General features: G+C 46.3%; 21 protein-coding genes. 4 read left to right on the top strand and 17 right to left on the bottom strand.

What is annotated here, in order from left to right:
• Window positions 1–12 precede the first annotated feature (12 nt).
• The 6 genes from ACY2IG_RS02145 to ACY2IG_RS02120 all read right to left on the bottom strand — a co-directional run bounded on the left by ACY2IG_RS02145 (window position 13) and on the right by ACY2IG_RS02120 (window position 8,582).
• Complete coding sequence (locus tag ACY2IG_RS02145) at window positions 13–792, bottom strand: GNAT family N-acetyltransferase (protein ID WP_462618309.1); 780 nt, start codon at window positions 790–792, stop codon at window positions 13–15.
• Window positions 793–882: 90 nt separating this feature from the next.
• A complete protein-coding gene (locus ACY2IG_RS02140) occupies window positions 883–2,268 on the bottom strand; it encodes an amino acid permease (RefSeq protein ID WP_035411158.1) in 1,386 nt (461 codons plus the stop codon).
• A 217-nt stretch (window positions 2,269–2,485) separates the two neighbouring features.
• The gene (locus ACY2IG_RS02135) at window positions 2,486–4,309 is read right to left on the bottom strand and encodes a mechanosensitive ion channel (protein ID WP_035411161.1); all 1,824 of its coding nucleotides are present in this window, start codon (window positions 4,307–4,309) and stop codon (window positions 2,486–2,488) included.
• Between the two features lie 217 nt (window positions 4,310–4,526).
• Window positions 4,527–6,383 (bottom strand): ABC transporter ATP-binding protein, encoded by a 1,857-nt coding sequence (locus ACY2IG_RS02130; RefSeq protein ID WP_035411164.1) that lies wholly within the window; start codon window positions 6,381–6,383, stop codon window positions 4,527–4,529.
• Entirely contained in the window at window positions 6,380–8,104 is a 1,725-nt protein-coding gene (locus tag ACY2IG_RS02125; protein WP_329469957.1) for an ABC transporter ATP-binding protein, read from the bottom strand. Before ACY2IG_RS02125 ends, ACY2IG_RS02130 begins: the two co-directional genes overlap by 4 nt.
• Window positions 8,097–8,582, bottom strand: a complete 486-nt coding sequence (locus tag ACY2IG_RS02120; protein WP_329469956.1) for a MarR family winged helix-turn-helix transcriptional regulator — start codon at window positions 8,580–8,582, stop codon at window positions 8,097–8,099. The genes ACY2IG_RS02125 and ACY2IG_RS02120 overlap by 8 nt, the downstream gene beginning before the upstream one ends.
• Before the next feature lie 155 nt (window positions 8,583–8,737).
• Between ACY2IG_RS02120 and ACY2IG_RS02115 the strand changes: the two genes are divergently transcribed.
• A complete protein-coding gene (locus ACY2IG_RS02115) occupies window positions 8,738–9,079 on the top strand; it encodes an ASCH domain-containing protein (RefSeq protein ID WP_329469955.1) in 342 nt (113 codons plus the stop codon).
• Window positions 9,080–9,123: 44 nt separating this feature from the next.
• Here ACY2IG_RS02115 and ACY2IG_RS02110 read toward each other — a convergent pair whose 3' ends face one another.
• Window positions 9,124–9,993 carry a cation diffusion facilitator family transporter gene (locus ACY2IG_RS02110; RefSeq protein WP_053452503.1) on the bottom strand — a complete coding sequence of 290 codons (870 nt, stop codon included), beginning with the start codon at window positions 9,991–9,993 and terminating at the stop codon, window positions 9,124–9,126.
• 299 nt (window positions 9,994–10,292) lie between these two features.
• Here ACY2IG_RS02110 and ACY2IG_RS02105 point away from each other — a divergent pair, with 299 nt between their 5' ends.
• Window positions 10,293–10,616, top strand: a complete 324-nt coding sequence (locus ACY2IG_RS02105) for a thioredoxin family protein (RefSeq protein ID WP_023466923.1) — start codon at window positions 10,293–10,295, stop codon at window positions 10,614–10,616.
• Between the two features lie 38 nt (window positions 10,617–10,654).
• Here the strand turns inward: ACY2IG_RS02105 and ACY2IG_RS02100 are convergent, their stop codons facing one another.
• The 10 genes from ACY2IG_RS02100 to ACY2IG_RS02055 form a co-directional block, all read right to left on the bottom strand.
• Window positions 10,655–10,951, bottom strand: coding sequence for an excalibur calcium-binding domain-containing protein (locus ACY2IG_RS02100; RefSeq protein WP_029343294.1), 297 nt, complete (start codon window positions 10,949–10,951; stop codon window positions 10,655–10,657).
• 114 nt (window positions 10,952–11,065) lie between these two features.
• Window positions 11,066–11,920: an anti-sigma-V factor RsiV gene (rsiV, locus tag ACY2IG_RS02095; RefSeq protein WP_462618308.1), complete on the bottom strand. Its 855-nt coding sequence runs from the start codon at window positions 11,918–11,920 to the stop codon at window positions 11,066–11,068.
• Window positions 11,904–12,422, bottom strand: a complete 519-nt coding sequence (locus ACY2IG_RS02090; RefSeq protein ID WP_462618307.1) for an RNA polymerase sigma factor — start codon at window positions 12,420–12,422, stop codon at window positions 11,904–11,906. The genes rsiV and ACY2IG_RS02090 overlap by 17 nt, the downstream gene beginning before the upstream one ends.
• 114 nt (window positions 12,423–12,536) lie before the next feature.
• The gene (locus ACY2IG_RS02085) at window positions 12,537–12,815 is read right to left on the bottom strand and encodes a hypothetical protein (RefSeq protein ID WP_462618306.1); all 279 of its coding nucleotides are present in this window, start codon (window positions 12,813–12,815) and stop codon (window positions 12,537–12,539) included.
• A gap of 57 nt (window positions 12,816–12,872) precedes the next feature.
• Window positions 12,873–13,010 (bottom strand): hypothetical protein, encoded by a 138-nt coding sequence (locus ACY2IG_RS02080; protein ID WP_462618305.1) that lies wholly within the window; start codon window positions 13,008–13,010, stop codon window positions 12,873–12,875.
• 167 nt (window positions 13,011–13,177) lie between these two features.
• Window positions 13,178–14,524, bottom strand: a complete 1,347-nt coding sequence (locus tag ACY2IG_RS02075; protein WP_290774494.1) for a GH1 family beta-glucosidase — start codon at window positions 14,522–14,524, stop codon at window positions 13,178–13,180.
• A gap of 22 nt (window positions 14,525–14,546) precedes the next feature.
• Window positions 14,547–15,470, bottom strand: a complete 924-nt coding sequence (locus tag ACY2IG_RS02070) for a carbohydrate ABC transporter permease (RefSeq protein ID WP_081780419.1) — start codon at window positions 15,468–15,470, stop codon at window positions 14,547–14,549.
• Window positions 15,471–15,473: 3 nt separating this feature from the next.
• Window positions 15,474–16,370 carry a carbohydrate ABC transporter permease gene (locus ACY2IG_RS02065; protein ID WP_035411191.1) on the bottom strand — a complete coding sequence of 299 codons (897 nt, stop codon included), beginning with the start codon at window positions 16,368–16,370 and terminating at the stop codon, window positions 15,474–15,476.
• Window positions 16,371–16,428: 58 nt separating this feature from the next.
• The gene (locus ACY2IG_RS02060) at window positions 16,429–17,736 is read right to left on the bottom strand and encodes an ABC transporter substrate-binding protein (RefSeq protein WP_462618304.1); all 1,308 of its coding nucleotides are present in this window, start codon (window positions 17,734–17,736) and stop codon (window positions 16,429–16,431) included.
• 190 nt (window positions 17,737–17,926) lie between these two features.
• Complete coding sequence (locus ACY2IG_RS02055) at window positions 17,927–18,940, bottom strand: LacI family DNA-binding transcriptional regulator (protein ID WP_462618303.1); 1,014 nt, start codon at window positions 18,938–18,940, stop codon at window positions 17,927–17,929.
• A gap of 207 nt (window positions 18,941–19,147) precedes the next feature.
• On the opposite strand from ACY2IG_RS02055, the gene ACY2IG_RS02050 reads away from it, so the two are divergent.
• Window positions 19,148–19,570 (top strand): VOC family protein, encoded by a 423-nt coding sequence (locus ACY2IG_RS02050; RefSeq protein WP_035411200.1) that lies wholly within the window; start codon window positions 19,148–19,150, stop codon window positions 19,568–19,570.
• Between the two features lie 88 nt (window positions 19,571–19,658).
• On the top strand, window positions 19,659–20,294 hold the full coding sequence (locus ACY2IG_RS02045; protein WP_313586507.1) for a DUF3885 domain-containing protein: 636 nt from the start codon (window positions 19,659–19,661) through the stop codon (window positions 20,292–20,294).
• Window positions 20,295–20,298: the final 4 nt, after the last annotated feature.

The following is a 20,298-nucleotide window of genomic DNA, read 5'->3' as shown; positions in this document are numbered from 1 at the left end:
GCGGCGTTTTTCTTATAGTGACTGACGCATGATGTATTGCTTCAAATCCCGTTGTATCCATCCTTCAGAAAGTAATGCTTCCCACACTTGTACATCTGTCGATTGATAATGATAGGTCGTTCCCGGTAAATGGCGGACGACTTCTGTCGCATGCCTTGCTTTATGTTCTGTTGGACCGACGACCGACAATAAAGCAGCCTCCGCTACAGCGACGACACTTTCCTCGAGTTGATAATAATTCGCCTGCAAGCGTTGCATGACATGAGGATCTTGTTGCCAGATGTATTCTCCTTGTCCACGATACTGTTTTAAGAACTCTGTTTCTTCGATCGCTGGCAAAGCGGATTTTTGATGTTCATCGGTTAAATGAAAATATCCAATTTCTCCAACAATCTTGTAGTGAAGCGATTGATACAATCGAATCGCCGGATCGTTCCCTTGAATGACTTCAAGCATCAGTTCATCCATTCCGATTTCCTTAGCGTGGCTCAGTTGCGCTTGGTACAAGGCTTTTGCAATGCCAAGTCGTCGATACTGCGGTGAAATGCCCAGCCCTCCACATCGCATGATGCGTTGACCATCGATTTCCTTCCAACCGTTCAGCCAAAGACCAACCGGTTTTTCTCCATGGTAGGCAATAAACGAATGTTCCAACTGGTTTCCGTCTCGCTCGAGAATTCGCTTCTGAAACTCTGCTTCTGATAAGTGCAGCGGAATCAGATAATCTTGAAATCCATCCTGCATCGTTTGATATGCTGTTTTTAAGTCAGGCGCGCGTTGAATATGAATCATCGAAAAACCTCCTTTTCCACTGAGCAGTTTCGCTATCTTTCTTGCGATTTCCTGCACACAAAAACACCCTTGTCGCCAAGGGTGCCCTACTTATTGAATTTTAGAACGGCTACGTCCGTAACCAAAGTAAACAAGCAGTCCGATTGCTGTCCAAACGAAGAAGGCAATCCATGTGAATTTCTGTAAGTTGACCATCAACATGATACAAGCGAGGACTGATAGAATCGGTAAGACTGGTACGAACGGAACTTTAAAGGCACGCTTCAAATCAGGACGCGTCCGGCGCAGAATGATGACTGCGATTGAGATGAGCGCGAATGCTGCCAGTGTCCCGATGTTGATCAATTCAGCAAGTGTACCGAGTGGCACGAATCCAGCAATCAAACCAGCGATTGTTCCGAGAATCCATGTCGCTTTGACCGGTGTGTGTGATTTTTCATTAACATCCGAGAAGACTTTCGGTAAAAGTCCGTCACGGCTCATCGCGAACAAGAGACGAATAAGACCAAATGTCATAACAAGGATGACCGTCGTCATACCAACGATGGCACCCAAGTCAACAAATCCAGCAACCCAGTCTTGACCTGCGACTTTTAACGCAAGCGATACGGGACTATCGACACCCTCGAACTGTTTGAATGGAACGATTCCGACCATGATAGCCGAAACGACGACGTATAGAACGGTAACGATCGCAAGCGATCCCAAGATTCCGATTGGTAAGTTACGTCCTGGGTTTTTGACTTCTTCTGCCGCTGATGTAACCGCATCGAACCCAAGGTACGCAAAGAAGGCAATCGCCGAAGCTTGTAGGATCCCACTCATACCAAACGGAGCAAATGGTTTATAGTTGCCTGGTTCGACATACCAAATCCCGACGACGATGAAAAGAACAACGACGGCAACTTTGACGAGTACCATGACATTGTTGACGCGTTTTGTTTCTTTAATGCCAAGCGAAAGCAAGAGCGTGATGACCATTAAAATCAAGAATGCCGGTAAGTTAAAGAATGTCTCGCTTCCCGGTACAGCTCCTGGCGCAGCTGTTAAAGCCGTCGGTAAATGGACGCCGAAACCTGCTAAGAGCGACTGGAAATATCCTGACCAGCCAGTTGCAACGGCACTTGAAGCGAGTCCATATTCTAAGATCAAACACCACCCGATGATCCAGGCGACAAGTTCCCCGATCGTTGCGTATGTATACGTATATACACTACCTGAAACAGGAATCATCGACGAGAATTCAGCATAACAAAGGGCTGCGAGTGCACAGACGACTGCAGAAATAATGAATGAGATCGGTAAAGCTGGTCCAGCATAAAGAGCACCCGTTCCTGTTAGAACGAAAATTCCGGTTCCAATGATGGCACCGATTCCAAGTAAAATAAGGTCAAACCCTGATAAATGACGTGCCAGTTTGGAATGTTGTTTCATATCCATCATTACACTGACATCTTTCTTGCGAAGCAAACTCATGTTTCATCCTCCGAACTTTTCTCTTTTTTCTGAATATTCAAATCATTGAGGTAATTGACTTTCTAATCATAACAAACGATGTCAGGTTCGATAAGTCTTTTTTTCTGTATTTTTTCACAAAGTGGTCAAACCACTTTTGTGAAAATACGACAACGCTTTGATGCATCAACGCAAAAACGCCCTTTCCCCTAAAGTTAGAGGAAAGGGCGTACTCTCATTACGGACGATCATTAGGGTGATCGAGGTTTGGACGATTGTTAGGATGATCGAGGTTTGGCCCTTTATGATCATTTGGGTCAATCGGATAATCATCTTGTTGTGCTAAATCATTTTCTGGCAACGCACCTTTTGGTGTACCATGTGTCGTTTCATCTGTTGAAGATGAACGCGCTGAACGTGGTGCACGATCTGGTGTGACATCATCCGCTGCTTGTGACGCAGCACCTTTTGCTGCATCTTTCAAACTTGGTGAAGAAGAAGTCGATGCAGACTTACTTGGAAGATTCGATGTATCGACTTCCGTGTTCTCTGCTTTCTTTTGCAAACGATCGAGGTAACGCGATGCATTATCACGTCCACCGAGACCAAAGGCAAGACCGAAAGCAAGCGCAAGTGCTCCAAGGATCAAGATGAAGGCTGAGTTGACGATTGTATCCGCAACACCCAATTGATCAAGTGCCATGAAGACAGCAAGTGCAAGAATCGCATACTTCGCAACGATTGAGAGGACTTTCAGTTCAGAGTTACCGAACAGGCTGTCCATCGTACGTTTGACAAGGTTGCTGACGATGATACCGATCGCGAGAATGATGATCGCTGTCAAGACGCTTGGCAAGAAAGCAAGGACGGCACGACCGAGGTCGACCATGAAATCAAGACCAATCAAATTGAAGGCTTCGACGACGAAGAGAACGACGATGACGATCTCAACGAGTGCACCAACGATGGAAGCTGGTGATGTAGACGCTTGGTTCGCATCCCACGTCCCGATTTTCAAGTGACGTGTTAGATTGTTGAATCCAAGACGTGACAGGAGATCCGTAACGAATTTCTTGATGAAACGTCCGACATAAAGACCGACAAGAATCAGAACGACACCGACAATGATATTCGGAATCATACCTAGGACATCGTTCAACATGTTGATCGCTGGTCCTGTAATTCCTTTAATATTTAATTGATCAAGTGCTGAAATCGTGATTGGAATCAGAATCAAGATGAAGACGACTGTTCCAAGAATCGACGACAGTGATTTCGAATCTTTTTGATCATTTGACCCAAGATTGAAGCGAGATGCAAATTTATCCGTTCCAACAGCATGAAGGAAATTCGTCACGATATCGCGGACGATTTTCGCTACGAGGAAGCCAACGAAGAAGATGGCTGCCGCAGCAATCAAGCGTGGAATGAATCCAAGGAATGACGATAACAATTGGCTAAACGGTTGTGAGACACTCTCAATGTTCAACGCACCAAGTACACCTGGTAGGAACAGAAGCAAGACGAGGTAGAAGACGATCTCCCCTGCGATTTTTGGATAAGCTGAAAGATCTGTCTGACCTTGAAGCATCTTGTTCGAACGTACTTTGTCGTTCGCCATCAGCTTCGTACCTGCTTTGACGATGATCATGCGGAGAACGACCGCGATGACATATGCCAAGAGGAGGATGAGGGCTGCTTTCAGGATATTTGGGATTGCCGCGAGCAATGTACTCATCGTATCCGCAAGTGGTCCCGCAATGATGTTCAGATTAAGGATATTGAAGACCAAGATCAGGACGAAGACCATGAGAACCCAAAAGACGACAGTCCCGATAATTTTTTCAGGTGTCCACTTTTTCTTCTTTGGTGGCGCTCCTTCTTTTTGAGGCGATAACTTGTTGACGACTCCAGATTTCTCTAACGCTTTTTGAATCCCGTTCGCAATCAGCTTAGCAATGAGCCATCCAATTAAAAAGACGATGATCGCTCCAAGCAAGTTGCCAAGTGATCCGAGAATGCCGTTCAAGTTCAACGACGTTCCGTTCCAAATGTTATTCATCTTTTCACACTCCTTCACCTAAGATAAAATTATATATTTCTAACACTTCTTTAATTTCCCCAGCTAAAGGATTTGTTAAACCCTTACCTGTACCAGAATGTGGCGTTTCTTGTTTTTCCTACAAGAAATTGGATAACTACGGTATGTGAAAATACACATTTACAATAATCGTTTCTAAAAAAAAGCAGCATCGTCTACATGACGACACTGCCTTATATCATACGACTTCTTTTTCAGAGAATTGGCTGTTGTACAGATCCGCATAAAATCCATCTGCCTCGAGTAATTCCTTATGAGTACCTTGTTCGATGACACGCCCTTGATTCATGACGAGAATCAAATCAGCATCTTTGATCGTCGACAGACGGTGAGCAATGACGAAACTCGTCCGTCCTTCCATCAACCGTCGCATTGCTTGCTGGATGAAGACCTCCGTCCGTGTATCCACACTAGAAGTCGCTTCATCAAGGATCATGATCGGAGGATCGGCAAGAACTGCCCGAGCAATCGTCAACAACTGTTTCTGACCTTGCGAGATGTTCGAAGCTTCCTCATTCAAGACGGTATCATACCCGTCCGGCAATGTCCGGATGAAATGATCAGCATGTGCGGTCTTCGCTGCCGCGACAATCTCTTCTTCGGTTGCTCCATTTTTACCGTAAGCAAGATTGTCTCGGATCGTACCGTTGAAGAGCCACGTATCTTGTAAGACCATACCGAACGTCGTCCGTAAGTCTTCGCGTGACATCTCACGGGTATCGATACCGTCAATTCGAATCGTCCCGCCGTTTAATTCATAAAAGCGCATCAATAGATTGATCATCGTCGTCTTACCGGCACCCGTCGGTCCAACGATCGCGACGGTTTGTCCCGGTGCGACATCAATGTTCATATCCTCGATCAAGAGATCGTTTCCGTAACCAAAATCAACGTGTTCGAATGCAACGGCTCCTTCAGCCTGCGCAAGACGATGCGTCGTCACTTCCTTGATCTCTTCTTCTTCGTCCAGTAATTCGAAGACACGTTCCGCTGCTGCGACCGTCGATTGGACGATGTTCGCGATGTTCGCCGTTTGTGTGATTGGTTGCGTGAACTGGCGTGTATAGGTGATGAACGCTTGGATATCCCCGATCGAGATCGCCCGTTGCGTGACGAGAATCCCGCCGACGATACTGATCAGAACGTAACTGATATTCCCGATGAACATCATCATCGGCATGATGATCCCGGAGATGAACTGTGCTTTACGTCCTGCTTCATACAACTCCTCGTTGACGGCATCGAACTGCTCGACCGCTTTGCGTTCATGTCCGAACGCCTTGACGACAGAGTGTCCGGTATACATCTCTTCGACGTGTCCGTTCAACTGACCGAGTGTCCGTTGTTGATCGGCAAAGTATTTTTGGGATCGTTTCAAAATCGGACGAATCGCAAAAATCGAGACCGGCAACGAGACAAGTGAAATCAGTGTTAACAATGGACTAATCGTCAGCATCATGATTAAAATCCCGACGATTGTCACGATCGACGTGATGAATGAAGTCACACTTTGTTGTAACGTACTCCCGATCGTATCGATGTCGTTCGTCACGCGGCTGAGTGTCTCCCCGTTCGGACGACCATCATAGTATTTTAATGGCAAGCGTTCGAGTTTATGATTGACGTCCTCACGTAAATCGTAGACTGTTTTTTGAGCGATGCCCGACATCAAATACTGTTGCAAGTAATTGAACAGACTACTGATGATATAAAGTCCAGCGAGCCACAAGAGGATCTGTCCGATTTTCGTGAAATCAATTTCTGCTCCTGGTACACCTTGGAATTTCGCATACGCACCTTCAAACAATTCCGTGATCGCCGTTCCCATGATTTTCGGACCGGCAATCATGAAGACTGTACTGAGGATCGCTGCTAAAAAGACACCGATCAGTGCCGTCCGACGCGGACGCAGATACCGAAGCAGGCGTCGGAACGTTGCTTTGAAATCCTTTGGTTTTTCACCAAGCATCATCATATTTCCGCCACCGGGACCACCAGGCGGAGGACCGCCGGCAGGTCGTTTCTTCTCACTCATGCGATTTCCTCCTCTGATAGTTGTGACTTAACGATTTCCTGATAGACGGCGTTGCTCGCAAACAACTCGTCGTGCGTGCCGATTCCAGCGACTTTCCCTTCATCAAGGACGATGATTTGATCGGCATCGATGACGGTACTGACACGTTGAGCAACGATCAAGACCGTCGCTTCGCGTGTTTCTTCCCGTAACGCTTTCCGAAGAGCCGCATCGGTCTTGAAGTCGAGCGCTGAAAAACTGTCATCAAAGACATATAGATCTGGTCGACGAACGAGGGCCCGAGCAATCGACAAGCGTTGTTTTTGCCCACCAGAGACGTTCGATCCGCCTTGTTCGATCCGCGCATTGTAACCATCCGGCATCCGTTCGATAAAGTCCGTCGCTTGCGCGATGTGCGCTGCATGCGCGACCTCTTCATCTATCGCGTCCTCTTTCCCGAAACGAATGTTTTCGGCAATCGTACCTGTGAACAGTAACGCCTTTTGGGGAACGAAGCCGATTTTCGACCGCAGTTCCTCTTGCGGTACGTCCTGGCTATTAACGCCATTGACGCGAATGCTCCCTTCTGTTACGTCATAAAAACGGGGAATCAAATTGACGAGCGTTGATTTACCAGAACCGGTCCCACCGATCACAGCCGTCACTTCACCTGGTCGTGCCGTAAAACTAATATCGGATAAAACGGGTGTCTCAGCTCCTGGGTAACGGAACGTGACACGATCAAAGACGAGCGTTCCTTTTTCACGGTCAGCGGTTTGTGTTCCCTCATCTGTCATTGTTGGTGTCATCTCGAGGACTTCATTGATCCGTTTCGCCGAGACGGCTGCCCGCGGAATCATGACGAACATGACTGAAGCCATGACGAGAGCGAACATGATTTGCATGACGTACTGGATGAACGCCATCAAATCCCCGATCTGCATGCCGCCATTATCGATCCGGATGCCCCCGAACCAAATGACACCGACGACCGTCAAGTTCATGACGAGCATCATCACTGGCATCAAGAACGCCATGATTTTATTGACCTTGATCGAGACTTCTGTCAAATCCGCGTTCGCTTTTGTCAATCGCACTTGTTCATCACGTTCCCGGTTAAAGGCACGGATGACACGGATCCCGGTCAAGTTCTCCCGCAAGACGAGGTTCAGACGGTCGAGTCGCTTTTGAACTTTCCCAAACAACGGAACCCCTTTCCACAAAATCAACAGGATTGAAATCACAAGGACCGGCATCGCCGCGACGATGACGAGTGAGAGTTTGGCATCTTTTGAGACGGCCATGATCAATCCACCGATGAACATGATCGGTGCACTGACGACCATCCGTAACATCATGATGACGACTTGTTGGACTTGCGTGATGTCGTTCGTCGTCCGCGTGATCAATGACGCCGTTCCGACTTGGTCGAACTCTTGCAGGGAGAACCGTTCAACATGGTTGAAGACTTGGCGACGGATATCCCGTCCGAGTCCCATCGACGCCTTCGATGAATAATAACTGGCGGCAACGGCAGCTAACGCCCCGACACCGGTTATCCCGAGCATGACGGCACCAATTTTCCAGATATACGCGGTATCGCCGGTAACGACGCCTTTATCGATGATGTCCGCCATTAGTGTCGGCAAATAGAGATCAGACATTGATTGTGCGAAAACCAAGACGAGCACCGCGAGTACTGCCCATTTATACGCCGTCAATCGTTTGAGTAACTTAATCATCCGAGCATCCTCCTTTCATTTCTGGCTGTAAGATACGTCCGATGCCTTCTGCAATCTGAGCATGCGTCGCAAGCATCTGTTCGAATACCTCTTGATCAATCGTCTTTAGGACCTGTTCGAGTTGACGTTGCATTCCCTTCTCTTGTTCTTGAATCTCCGTCACGAATTGTTGTCCTTGATCACTAAGCGATAGGACGACTTCTCGTCGATTTTCAGGATTCGTCTCCCGAATGACCCAACCGGACTGAACGAGGCCCTCAATCGACTGACTCAGTGTGCTCTTTGGTAAATGCGTATGTGTCGCGAGTGCTTTTTGCGAAATCGGTCCACGTGGCGCAATCGTCATCAAGCTATGAAATTGAGGTAAACTGAGTCCGTTTTCCTGCGCCGTCTGGTGTGCTGCTCGAACGAGATGTCGTTGTACATTCCAAAACGACTGCATCATCGCCGTTGAACGAACCGTTTCCGTTTGCTCCATCCTGTTTCGCCTCCTTGTTCCATTTCAAATCGTTCCAAAAGGAACAATTACTTATATGAATTAAAATACGCTGATTATTCCTGGTTGTCAACGAAAAGGCGATGTGAAAAATCACATAGTTTTGCTATGCTTTTGTAGAGAAGGAGTGGAGATAGATGAGACATGAGATGGGATTATATGAAGTACCGTTTCGTTCGATTGAACAACGGCTGAAAACGGTCGAAATTCGACTCAATGATCTGAAACGCCAACAAGTACAAGTCGGTGATCAGATTCAGTTCACGCATACGGAGACGAACGAGACGCTACTCGTCCAGGTGACGAAACGGGAGACATTTCAAGATTTTCAAGCACTGTATGAACACGTATCACAGGAATCCATCGACTGCGTCGGTTGGTCGATCGATGAACTCGTAACATCTACGTATACGATCTATTCACCAGAAGCCGAGCAACAGTACGGAACACTGGCTCTTCATATCGAGTTATTGCCATAAAAAACGTCTTTTCTACAGTCAGCGTAGAAAAGACGTTTTTGAATTCATTCGGGTTCGACGTGAACATGGATATCATAAACTCCGTATTCTTCCGTCAGCGTATCCTCAACACGTGTCGCAATATCGTGCGCTTGATGGATATTCAAGGTGGAGTTGACGAGGATGACGACATCAACGACTTCATTGTTGCCGTAGTTACGTCCTTTGATCGATTTGATGCCTTTGACACCTTCGAGATCGAAAATGACATCTTCGTACATTTTCAGTTTCTTCTCATCAAAGCCATCTGTCAGTTCGTGTGACGCTTCCGTGAAGATATCCCACGCCGTCTTACAGATCAAGAAGCCGACGATGATCGCTGTCACGACATCAAGCCAGGGCATGCCGAACTGTGATCCGACGATCCCGATTGTCGTCCCGACACTGACCCAAGCATCGGATAGATTATCTTTCGCTGCCGCCATGACGGCTTTGCTTTCAATCTCCTCGGATAACTTCTTATTGTAACGATAGACGAAGTACATCACGAGAGCTGAACCAATTCCGACGTACGCTGCAAGAACATCAGGCGATTCCTGCTTGCCTTCGAATAACGTCGAGATCGTATCGATCAAGACTTGGAGACCGACTGCCATCATGATGAAGGAAGCTACGAGCGAGGCAATCGTCTCACTTTTCCAGTGTCCGTACTTGTGATCGTCATCTGCCGGACGTTGTGAGATCCGTAAGCCGATTAAGACGGCAATCGACGCGATGATGTCCGTCGCGTTGTTCAAACCGTCCGCCCGGAGTGCGGCGGAATCTGCTGTATAACCAATGATTAATTTTAAAGATGATAACAAGATATAGGCTGCAATACTGATCATCGCACCGCGTTCGCCGCGTTTTAGATTATCGTATTTTTGTTGTTCCATTCTCGTCGCCCCCACTTTCTCTGCGATTAGCAAACCTCATCGTACCAGTCGGAAATCGAGTGGGTCTAGAGAAATCATTTTGTTTCGAACTAGGTAATTAACAAAAGCGCAATAATGTTTCCCTATACCAAACTGAATTTGATTGAGTCATGTGGCTCTTTTAAAGAAAATCGGTAGCATTATCTTAAAGAGCAACCAACTTTTTTGACTTGTCAGACTCTTTGACGAACATAATTCGTGCAAGTTTTGAAGGGAATCGGTAGACTAAAGGTACAACACCAAGAGGAGGAGTTCTCACAATGGCAGAATTCATTAAGAGTGAAGAAACATTCAAGGAATTGATTTCAAGTGATGCACCGGTCATCATTAAGTTTGAAGCAGACTGGTGCCCGGACTGCAAACGGATGGACTATTTCATGCCGGACGTCGAGTCCCAGTTCGACCACTTACCAATCCATACGATCGACAAGGATGAGTTCCCTGAAATCGCATCGAACCACGATGTCATGGGGATCCCAAGCTTACTCGTCTTCAAAAACAATGAAAAACTAGCGCATTTGCACAGTGCAAATGCTAAAACGCCAGAAGAAGTCACAGCATTCTTAAAGCAAAACTTCAACTAAGCAAAAATAACCTGACGCCGCAGCGTCAGGTTATTTTTTTAACGTTCACACGCGATACCGTCTTTATCCCGGTCACTCTTCGTGTTTAAGTTATACGTCGCAAGACTCACGTATGCCTTATATTTTGTTGCTTTGTAGATCGGTTTTCCATTCTTGTCATAACCCGTTCGATTCTTTAGACCCGCTTTTTTCGCGACGCCACCTTTATAGGTCTTCTGCATTTCCGTACAGTTCTTAAAGGCTTTGGCTTTCGTCGCCGCTTCACTAGCTGCCGGAACATGGATCAAGGCGAGACTAACGACACCTGCGAGTACGAGCCGACTCCATTTTTTCATAGGGGTTCCTCCTTTTTTCAAAAAACAACGATTCGTCTTTTGATTATAAGAGGTCATTTTTAGAAATTGTTTCCTTTTTTCATTTTTACGTCAATGATTTTTAAAATCTGACAATCAACGAATATAGGACGAGCTGACAAGATCGTCTTTTAAAATTGACGTCGGAATCTTAAACTCAACGATACCCATATAGCCTGGAGCGATACTGTACTCATCAAAAGACAGGACTAATTTGTGGTCTGTTGTAATATAGAAATTTTGCTTCGCGGAAATGCGCTTAAACTGTTCGCTCTCCGGTACATCTGGTGTTCCTTCGACAAAGTAGACTTTCCCTTCATCTGCCTTCATTTGCCGACGCATCTCTTCCTTTAGATAATCACTGATCGTCGTGATATATCTGTCATTCTTGAACAAGGATGGTAACGTCAGAACAAGCTGTTGCTTCTTATCAATCGTATCGTACTGGACGCTTTCCGATGCACTTGCCCGTGTCTCCGTGACGATTCGACCAATCGACAACAGGTCGTCCGTATCCGTCTTGATGTCGTATCGGCTATCGATCGCAAATACTCCCTCTTGTCCGTGCGTCTCTTGTTTGAACTTTTCATATAACGCTTGTCCTTCCGCGATATACTTTTTGTTCAGTTGATGCTCGAGCACTTTGTCCGGTAACGTCACTTGGGGTGCTTTAATATCAGCCGACTGTTGTGTCTTCGTCTCTTTCCAATCGATCGTCACGATCTCAGTCAGTTGACCGAAGACCGGCACCTTCGCCATCGCGTCTGCAAACGACGCATTACTATTTAATCCGCCAATGAATAACGTGATGGCGGCCGCTGTAATCAACACAGATTGCTTCGTCCGCGAAGGACGAGTTCGACGCTCGACTCGGGCAATCATTTCATCGAGTTCTTTTGGGACCGGTGGTTGTTGGTAAGCCTGTTTCAGATCATCAAGTTTGTTTGACATCTAGATCATCTCCATTCAATTTCATTTTCAGTAAGGTCAACCCTTTATAGAGGCGAGACTTGGTCGTACTTAGGTTCAGCTCTAAAATCGTCGCGACGTCTTTTAAGATCAAATCCTCGAAATAGTGTAAGATAACGACTTCCCGGTACATGACCGGTAACTCCTCGAGTGCTTGTCGCAAATCGGCATCCGGATATGTATCTTCTTTCGTTGCAACGAGTTCAATTAGTCGATCCGTGTCGTAACTGATACTATGCTGACGCTTCCGAATTGCATCGATTGCTGTTCGTGTCAAAATCTGATAGAACCAGGCTTTCATCCGTTCATCATCCTCGAGTCGGTCGAGTGATTGCAACGCTTTTTGGATGCTGTCCTGAATGACATCCAGACTATCCTGTTCATTTTTCATATAACTGTAGGCTAACCAGTAGAGATTCGGTTTGTATTGCTTTAAAAAACGGACGAATGCTTTTTCCCGTTTTCTCATTTGGCGAGAGGTCATAGGCCGCGGCTCCTTTTTTCGATATCGTTCTGTGTATACATCATTAAGACGGGCGAGTCGAGAAAAAAGTTGACGACACAACAAAAAAAGGCGACACAAGGTCACCTTTTTGAATCAATAATTTAAATGCCGTGATGCATCATTCCAGACCTTTACGTGGAGCGTGATCAAGGCGATACCGTACAGAACACTCATGTATAACGAAAACTCACCAAACAGAACATCCGTCCAGGCATTTAATCCAAACAATGGGATGACGAAGAGGAAATAGAATATGAACTGAACACTCGCCAGTCCATCAAACCAAATCGTCTCAGAAAACGCGCCTTCAAGTAACGAAACACCGTAAATGAATAACGCCGCAACGAGACCAATCCGGATATACCAGACCATAAGTCGAAGCGCTTTATCTTCCTTGATATAGAATAGAGACCCGACTAAACCAACAAGCTAGACAACGGAGGCAATGCTTTGCCATCCGTTAATCGTTCCGTCCGGATGGAGCATGGCGGACCATCCGTTGATTCCGATCATGACAAGTAAACCTAAAATAAAGATGAACCGATACGGTAAGTCCCTCTGACGCATGACGTTTCCTCCCCTGAAAACGAATAGATGTCACTTCTACACTTTACATTCCATATGATGGGTTTTAATCCTTTTTCTTTTACACATTTTTTCACCCGATCTCTATTGATTTTTTTATCTAATCCGGGGAAAAAGGCAAGGACGATGAGTCGTCCTTGCCTTTTTCCTTATACGCTTTGGGGAAGCGTAGCTTTATGTCGCTTGATCACGTTCGCATACCAATGAGCACTGTCTTTCCAAATTCGTTCCTGTGTCTCGAAATCGACATAAAGGATTCCGAAGCGTTTTTCGTAACCGAAGCTCCACTCGAAGTTGTCAAGAAGCGACCATAAGTAGTAGCCATCAATATTCATGCCTTCTTCATTCAAATCCGAGATTGCTTGCAAGTGTTGCGCAACATAATCGATTCGGTTTTGGTCGGCGACCCGTCCTTCAATCAGCTCATCGTCAAATGCGGCTCCGTTTTCTGTAATATAGATCGGTAAATCTGTATATTCCGCCCGCAATCGGCGAATTAAGTCCTTAAATGCGTTCGGTGCAATGTCCCATCCCATCGCGGTTCTGTCGTAGTCAGAATACGCAGCTTTTTGTAGAAAATCATTTGCTGCGCTGAATTCGACGAGGTTGCGGCTATAGAAATTAATCCCGAGGAAGTCACACGGTACAGCAATCGTTTCCATGTCCCCTTCCTGGATGAAAGCAAACGAATGGACATATTTTGAGAAAAGATTCATCATGTCGACCGGATAATGTCCCTTAAAGACCGGATCAAGGAACCAACGATTCGCATAACCATCTGCATTATTCATCGCCAACCGATCATTGACCGAATTTGTCTTTGCATATTTAGGCGCCAGATTGAGTGTAATGCCGATCGGTGTCGTCGATTTCATCTCTTCCTTCAGCATCTCGACTGCTTTTCCGTGAGATAAGAGCAAATGATGCACCGCATGAACGGCTTCGTTCAGATCAGTATGACCGGGTGCATGTTCCCCGATGTGATAGCTGAGGAACCCAGCACACCACGGCTCATTGTGCGTAATCCAAGAGTCGACGACTTCGTCAAGCTCCGTAAAACATGCCCGTGCAAAATCAAGGAACCAGTCGACCGATTCTCGGTTGACCCAGCCGCCTTCTTCGTATGCCCAGAGTGGCAAATCCCAATGATACAGTGTGACAGCCGGCTTAATGCCCTCTTCGCGCAAGCGTGTTGCAAGCTGCTTATAAAACGCCATGCCTTCAGGATTATAAATTCCTTTTTGCGGAAAAATCCGTGGCCAGGCAATCGAGAAGCGATACGTATCGACGCCAAGCTTCTTAATATGGGCGATGTCCTCTTCATAACGATGGTAATGATCACAAGCGACGTTACCGTTTTGCCAGTTGAAGACCTTGCCATCTTCTGCGCAAAACGCATCCCAGATGGAAGGCGTCCGTCCGTCTTCGTTGTAAGCGCCCTCGATTTGATACGACGATGTGGCTGTTCCGAATACAAAGTTTGGTGCAAATTTCATGTATGTCATCTCCTTTGACGAATTATTCTTTGACGGCACCAGCCGAGATACTGCTAACGATATACTTCGAGAGGAACAAGAAAGCGATCATGATCGGCACGACGGAAATCGCGATGCCGAGATACAGTGACCCTAAGTTCTCTGCGACTTGTGAACCTTTTAAGAATCCCATCAAGACCGGGAGCGTATACTTTTCTGGCGAGAAGAGTAAGACGAGCGGCATGATGTAGTTATTCCAAGAACCGATGAAGGTGAAGATCGACATCGTCGCGATCGCGGGCATCATCATCGGTAAGGCGATCGTATGGAAGATCCGCCATTCGCTTGCTCCATCGATACGCGCTGCTTCAATCAAACTTGGATGGAGGACCGTCTGGACGTACTGCCGGATGAAGAACACGGTGAACGGGCTAGCAATAGCCGGTACGATGAGCGGAATGAAGCTATCGAGCAATCCTAAGTTTTTGCTGAGCTCATAAAAACCGATCAATCCGAGCTGTCCTGGAATCATCATCATGATCAGCATGAACACGAACAAGACATTTTTTCCTTTAAATTGATAGAATGCAAAACCGAATGCGGTCAGGGCGGAAAAGTATCCCGACAAGACGGTCACGAGTACAGCAATGATCAAGCTGTTTTTAAAGCCGGACCAGATATTGACGTACGAACTCAACGCCGCGTAGTTGTCAGCAAGCGAGTTGCCCGGGATTAAAGAAAAGCCGGACAGGACTTCTTCATTCGAACGGGTTGCGTTGACGATCATCATCAAGAATGGAATGATGCAGGCAATCGTCAAAGCAATCAATGCGAGGTAAATGATCGTTTTTCCAAGCCATGGTTTTTTTCGTTTCGGAGGTGGCGTCAATCGAAGCGGATGCTCCGAGCGTTCTGGTTGTTCTTCCGTTTGCGGCACGAGCCGGCGTGCTTCTGCATTTCGTTCCATCGGTTAGGCTCCTTTCGGTGAACGTTCTTTTCGGAACATCCCTTTGAAGACGATGATTGAAAAAACAAGCGTGATGGCAAACAACCCATAAGCGACCGCTGCAGCATAGCCATAGTTGTTGTATTTGAATGCCTGGTTATAGAGATACAGCACCATCGTATTCAGTGCCCCGTCCGGCGCCCCGATTCCATCTGTGATCAGCATCGGCAGGTCGAACAATTGCAAACCACCGATCAGTGAGGTGATCATGATATACAATAAAATTGGCTTGAGCAGCGGCAAAGTGATTCGAGAAAAAATTTGCCATCGGGTCGCTCCGTCAATCAAAGCCGCTTCAAAATAATCTTTCGAGATGCCAGACACGCCTGCCATGACGACGATGAACGAGTGACCGAGCCACATCCATGTCAGGATGAGTGAAACAGATACTTGTGCCGTGACAGGTTGCGTCAACCAGTTGATTGGCTCTGAAATGATACCGATCTTCATCAACATCATGTTGAGCGAGCCATGTTGCCAGTCGAGCAAGATTCCAAACAGTAACGCCACGGAGCTGATCGTAATCAAGTTCGGCAGATAAAAGGTCGCTCGGAAGAACGCGAGCCCCTTCAATTTCAATTGGAGGTCGGAGAACAGCAATGCAAGCAACAATGCCCCGCCAATTTGTAAGGTAAAGTTGACAGCCCAAATCTTGATCGTGTTAAAGAACGCTTCGATGAAGTAACTATCACTCAGTAGCCGAGTATAGTTCGCAAGACCAACGACTTGTTCCCCTTCAGCTCCCGTGTAGTTCGTAAAGCTATAATAGAATGTCAGGGCGACCGGATAAATACTGAAGATCAGGAAGACGATCCAAAACGGTGCGATGAAGAGATACCCAGTGCGATCGATTTTTTTCACAGGTTAAGCTCCTTTCTTCCATGAGAAAAGGTGAGGCAGGATGCGCCCCACCTGCTCGTTATTCGGGTACTTTTACATCAGGATATGCGTTTTTGACTTTTTTATAGAATTCCGTAAGAGCTTCATCCTTCGATTTTTTTCCGCGAACATACTCTGTTACGGCAGCTCCATAGAGCGTGTCAAGTTGTTGATCATACTTCGTAACGATGCCTGGTTTGATTTGGTCTGCTTGCTTTAAGAAAAATTCGTAGTTGTTCTGTCCATCCAAGAAATCTTCTTTAAAGTTGGTCTTGATTTTATCCGTGACTGGCTTGAATGCTAAGACGTCACCCGTTTCCTTTGCCCAGTCTGTCAAGAATTCTTCGTCCTGCGTCATCATTTTGACGAAATCATAGGCGAGTTTTTGTTTTTTCGAATCTTTGTAGACGCCTAACCATGTTCCGCCCCAGAAGTAAGGACTTGGTCCGCTCGTGACAGCCCAGTCTCCTGCGGATTTTTTCACGTTTTCCTTCAAGACGCTATGCAGTCCCCAAGTCGGTAACACATACGAGAAGACCTCTGTCTGAATTTCCTTGCCATTCTCTTTGACTTTGACTGGTTTATCCATGCCGGCGTACCACGATGGTGACCATTCCGGTGCAAGGGCCGTATATTGTTTCGTACGGAGTTCTTTTGCGTAGTCCATATATTCTTTTCGCGCATCGGTCAAGACGAGCTCCTGCTTGTCGTTGACCCATGGTTGTGGATCATTGCCTTGCACGAACCAGCGAATCGATCCTTCATCCGGGAACATTTTATAGCCTTTTTGCTTCATTTTATCGGCGACTTCAAACACCCCATCCATTGAATTCATCATGCCGCCGATTTTTTTCGGGTCGTCTGTTCCGAGTACTTTTTTCGCAATGCTTCGTTTGTAGTAAATGCCTCCTGGCGTCGTTTGCCAAGAGAGCGCACGCACGTTTCCTTCTTTATCTTTCCCCATGTCAAATACATACGGAATATAGTCTTTTGCGGCGTCATCTGCATTAAACGGCTTTTCGGATAAATTGGCCCAGTAGCCAGCGTCGACCCATTGTTTCAAGAAGGCGATTTCACCAGTGAAGATATCCGGTGCTCCGACGCCACTTTCAAGAGCTGGCTTCAACTTCGTCGGATAGTCGGCCATTGGCACGATCGTCAATTCGACTTTAACGCCATTCTTTTCTTCAAATTTTTTGATTGGTTTTTTTAATTCATCCGTAAACGACCAGATTTTTAAGACCTCTTTGCCACCACTTGTAGTGTCTTCGCCACTTCCCGTACATCCCGCTAAGACAGTTGCTGTCATGGCACCAATCGTCATTGCACTAATGAACGTCTTTTTCATTTCGTCCCATCCTTTATCAAATAGTTTTTAAGTAAGCGGTTTCAATTTAATCGTTTAATCCGAAAGCGCTTTCGAAAATGACAAGAAAATAATCGAAAGCCCTTTCGTAACTGCCGTAAAAATAATTTCGGAATCGCTCTCGCGTTTTCTCCCTGACAACCAGCGAGAGCGATTCCGAAATCGTCGCACGTCACTCAGGTGCAGGACCTGTCGAATGACGAACGATCAACTCGACGGGAATGACGTCTTGTGTCGTCATCCGCTGTTTATCGACAATCTGTTCGATCAAGACTGAAGCCGCTTGCTGACCAATTGTTTCCGTATCTTGCCGGACAGTCGTCAGCTTCGGTGTGATATACTTCGCCATCTCGATATCATCATAGCCTACGAGTGAGATATCTGTTGGAATCTGTAAGCTAGCTTCATGAATCGCTTCAATAGCGCCGATTGCCATTTGGTCCCCTGCCGCAAAGACAGCAGTCGGTCGATCCGGTAGCACCAGCAATTCTTGCATCGCCCGTTTTCCTTCTTCTCCGGAAAACAACCCACCGTTTGCAATATAGCCGTCCGGAATCGGCAAACCAAACTGAGTCATTGCTTGTTTATAACCTTCAATCCTTGCTGCACCAGCATCCGTCGTCGTGTCGCCAGCGATATGCGCAATCCGGCGATGACCTAATTCATATAGATGCTCGACGGCTAGTCGCCCACCCGTAATATTGTCGGAATAGACGACGCTACAATCCGGACTGTACATATCAACGACAACGATCGGAATCGTACTTTGAATCAATTCTTGAACGTGCAGATCCAACTGGTCCGAACAGATGACGACAATGCCATCAACCGCTCGGTGTCGAAAGTGCTCCAAGTAACTCATGTCCCGATTACGTAAATTTCGTGATGCAAAAATCAGATCGTAACCTTGTTGCTCTGTTGCTTTCCGGAAGCTTTCAATGATCGCATTAAAGAACGGATGCATCATGCCGACACCATGTGCTTCTGAAAACATGACACCAATCGTCCACGAACGTTTTGTCGAGAGCGATTGAGCATGTGCATTCGGCAAGTATCCCATCTCAGCTGCCGCCTGGACGATCTTCGCTTTCGTCTTTTCACTGACATCTGAATAATTATTTAAGGCTTTCGAGACCGTTGTGATCGAAAAGCCGGTCATCTTCGCTAAATCATAAATTGTTCCCATACTACTCACTCCATTTCACCGAAAGCGCTTTCGATAAATTTAGTATACGAAGTCTTTCTGGAAGTTGCAACCTATTTTTTATAAAAATCAGATAAATTGAAACCGTTATCATTTATACTAAATAAATCAGCAACCTACTCTTTTTATACGAACGAATGTTTGGTACACTGAAAGAAACACATTCTCCCTTTTGAAAGGAGCTTTCCCATGCCGATTAATCCGTATCTTGTCTTTAATGGAAATACCCGTGAAGCGTTGACGTTCTACACAGAGGTGTTCCAGGAAGAAATGCCGGAAATCATGGAGTTCGGACCAGGTCCTGGACCGGATGGTCAACCGTATCCACCGGAGCACCAGACACTGATTTTACATGCGCAGCTCATCGTTCATGGCACACGTCTCATGTTCTCAGACGCGATGCCACAAAACCCTGTGACGTTCGGACAAAACATTACGCTAGCCCTTCACTTAGCCGATGTGGAGCTATTGCACGAAACGTTCGCGCGGCTCGCTGAAGGCGGCAAGATCATCATGCCGATTCAAAAGACGTTTTGGAGTGAAGCCTACGGTATTGTCGAAGATGCGTTTGGCGTACAATGGCAGGTTAATCATGAAACGAGTATGGGCTAATGAATAATGATCCGGCTTTTAGAAGCCGGGTCATTATTCATTCAAGAAACAAGTGTAGCGCATTATACATTGAAGGGAGGGGTTCCTATTGAATCACCAAGAGCTGTATACGATCTTTCCCCAGCTCGTCTTATATCCGAACTTATTTTATCACAATGCGAACGGAATCCGCTTTGAGCTAGGCGATTCAACATTGCTCAAAAACGTTGGTCTAGATGATCCGAATTATCTAGAGTCCGCCTATCGAAAAGCCCTAACCTTATTCGAAGCCATTCATGCTCCATCTGATCTTATCACATGGATCGTGCAGGTCAGTCCCTACAAAAGAACGAGCGGTTGGAAACCAGTCGTGCATAGTGGATTTGTGAAGTACTTGAAGTCCCCTTCCTTCCGCTATCGCCTGCGGTGCGATCGTACACCGCAATATGTGGAAGAGCATCCCTATGCTACATACACATTGTCTTTGACCTGTACGCGGCAAGAGATTCATTATCCAGCTTTAATCCGTGATATTTGCAGTCACGATGTCACTGATCGCCCTTCTTTTATCCATCGTACCTTTTTCTTTAATCCGAGACGAAAGAGTCTGTTTCACATCTATGATGACCGAGGCTGTGACCTGATCGGCGAAACACCTGACGCTATCCGTGATCTCTACGATGATTATAAGCATTGGATATTGAACTATGATAAAAACACTATTGATCAGACATTCTCACTATAAAGAG

It is taken from the genome of Exiguobacterium sp. EF_C8, assembly GCF_054956715.1.
This window is presented reverse-complemented; position numbering and strand designations above follow the sequence as displayed.

Coding starts and splice junctions, on each gene's coding strand:
- ACY2IG_RS02145 (WP_462618309.1), bottom strand. CDS start 792: ATGATTCATATTCAACGCGCGCCTGACTTAAAAACAGCATATCAAACG.
- ACY2IG_RS02140 (WP_035411158.1), bottom strand. CDS start 2,268: ATGAGTTTGCTTCGCAAGAAAGATGTCAGTGTAATGATGGATATGAAA.
- ACY2IG_RS02135 (WP_035411161.1), bottom strand. CDS start 4,309: ATGAATAACATTTGGAACGGAACGTCGTTGAACTTGAACGGCATTCTC.
- ACY2IG_RS02130 (WP_035411164.1), bottom strand. CDS start 6,383: ATGAGTGAGAAGAAACGACCTGCCGGCGGTCCTCCGCCTGGTGGTCCC.
- ACY2IG_RS02125 (WP_329469957.1), bottom strand. CDS start 8,104: ATGATTAAGTTACTCAAACGATTGACGGCGTATAAATGGGCAGTACTC.
- ACY2IG_RS02120 (WP_329469956.1), bottom strand. CDS start 8,582: ATGGAGCAAACGGAAACGGTTCGTTCAACGGCGATGATGCAGTCGTTT.
- ACY2IG_RS02115 (WP_329469955.1), top strand. CDS start 8,738: ATGAGACATGAGATGGGATTATATGAAGTACCGTTTCGTTCGATTGAA.
- ACY2IG_RS02110 (WP_053452503.1), bottom strand. CDS start 9,993: ATGGAACAACAAAAATACGATAATCTAAAACGCGGCGAACGCGGTGCG.
- ACY2IG_RS02105 (WP_023466923.1), top strand. CDS start 10,293: ATGGCAGAATTCATTAAGAGTGAAGAAACATTCAAGGAATTGATTTCA.
- ACY2IG_RS02100 (WP_029343294.1), bottom strand. CDS start 10,951: ATGAAAAAATGGAGTCGGCTCGTACTCGCAGGTGTCGTTAGTCTCGCC.
- rsiV (WP_462618308.1), bottom strand. CDS start 11,920: ATGTCAAACAAACTTGATGATCTGAAACAGGCTTACCAACAACCACCG.
- ACY2IG_RS02090 (WP_462618307.1), bottom strand. CDS start 12,422: ATGACCTCTCGCCAAATGAGAAAACGGGAAAAAGCATTCGTCCGTTTT.
- ACY2IG_RS02085 (WP_462618306.1), bottom strand. CDS start 12,815: ATGGTCTGGTATATCCGGATTGGTCTCGTTGCGGCGTTATTCATTTAC.
- ACY2IG_RS02080 (WP_462618305.1), bottom strand. CDS start 13,010: ATGCGTCAGAGGGACTTACCGTATCGGTTCATCTTTATTTTAGGTTTA.
- ACY2IG_RS02075 (WP_290774494.1), bottom strand. CDS start 14,524: ATGAAATTTGCACCAAACTTTGTATTCGGAACAGCCACATCGTCGTAT.
- ACY2IG_RS02070 (WP_081780419.1), bottom strand. CDS start 15,470: ATGGAACGAAATGCAGAAGCACGCCGGCTCGTGCCGCAAACGGAAGAA.
- ACY2IG_RS02060 (WP_462618304.1), bottom strand. CDS start 17,736: ATGAAAAAGACGTTCATTAGTGCAATGACGATTGGTGCCATGACAGCA.
- ACY2IG_RS02055 (WP_462618303.1), bottom strand. CDS start 18,940: ATGGGAACAATTTATGATTTAGCGAAGATGACCGGCTTTTCGATCACA.
- ACY2IG_RS02050 (WP_035411200.1), top strand. CDS start 19,148: ATGCCGATTAATCCGTATCTTGTCTTTAATGGAAATACCCGTGAAGCG.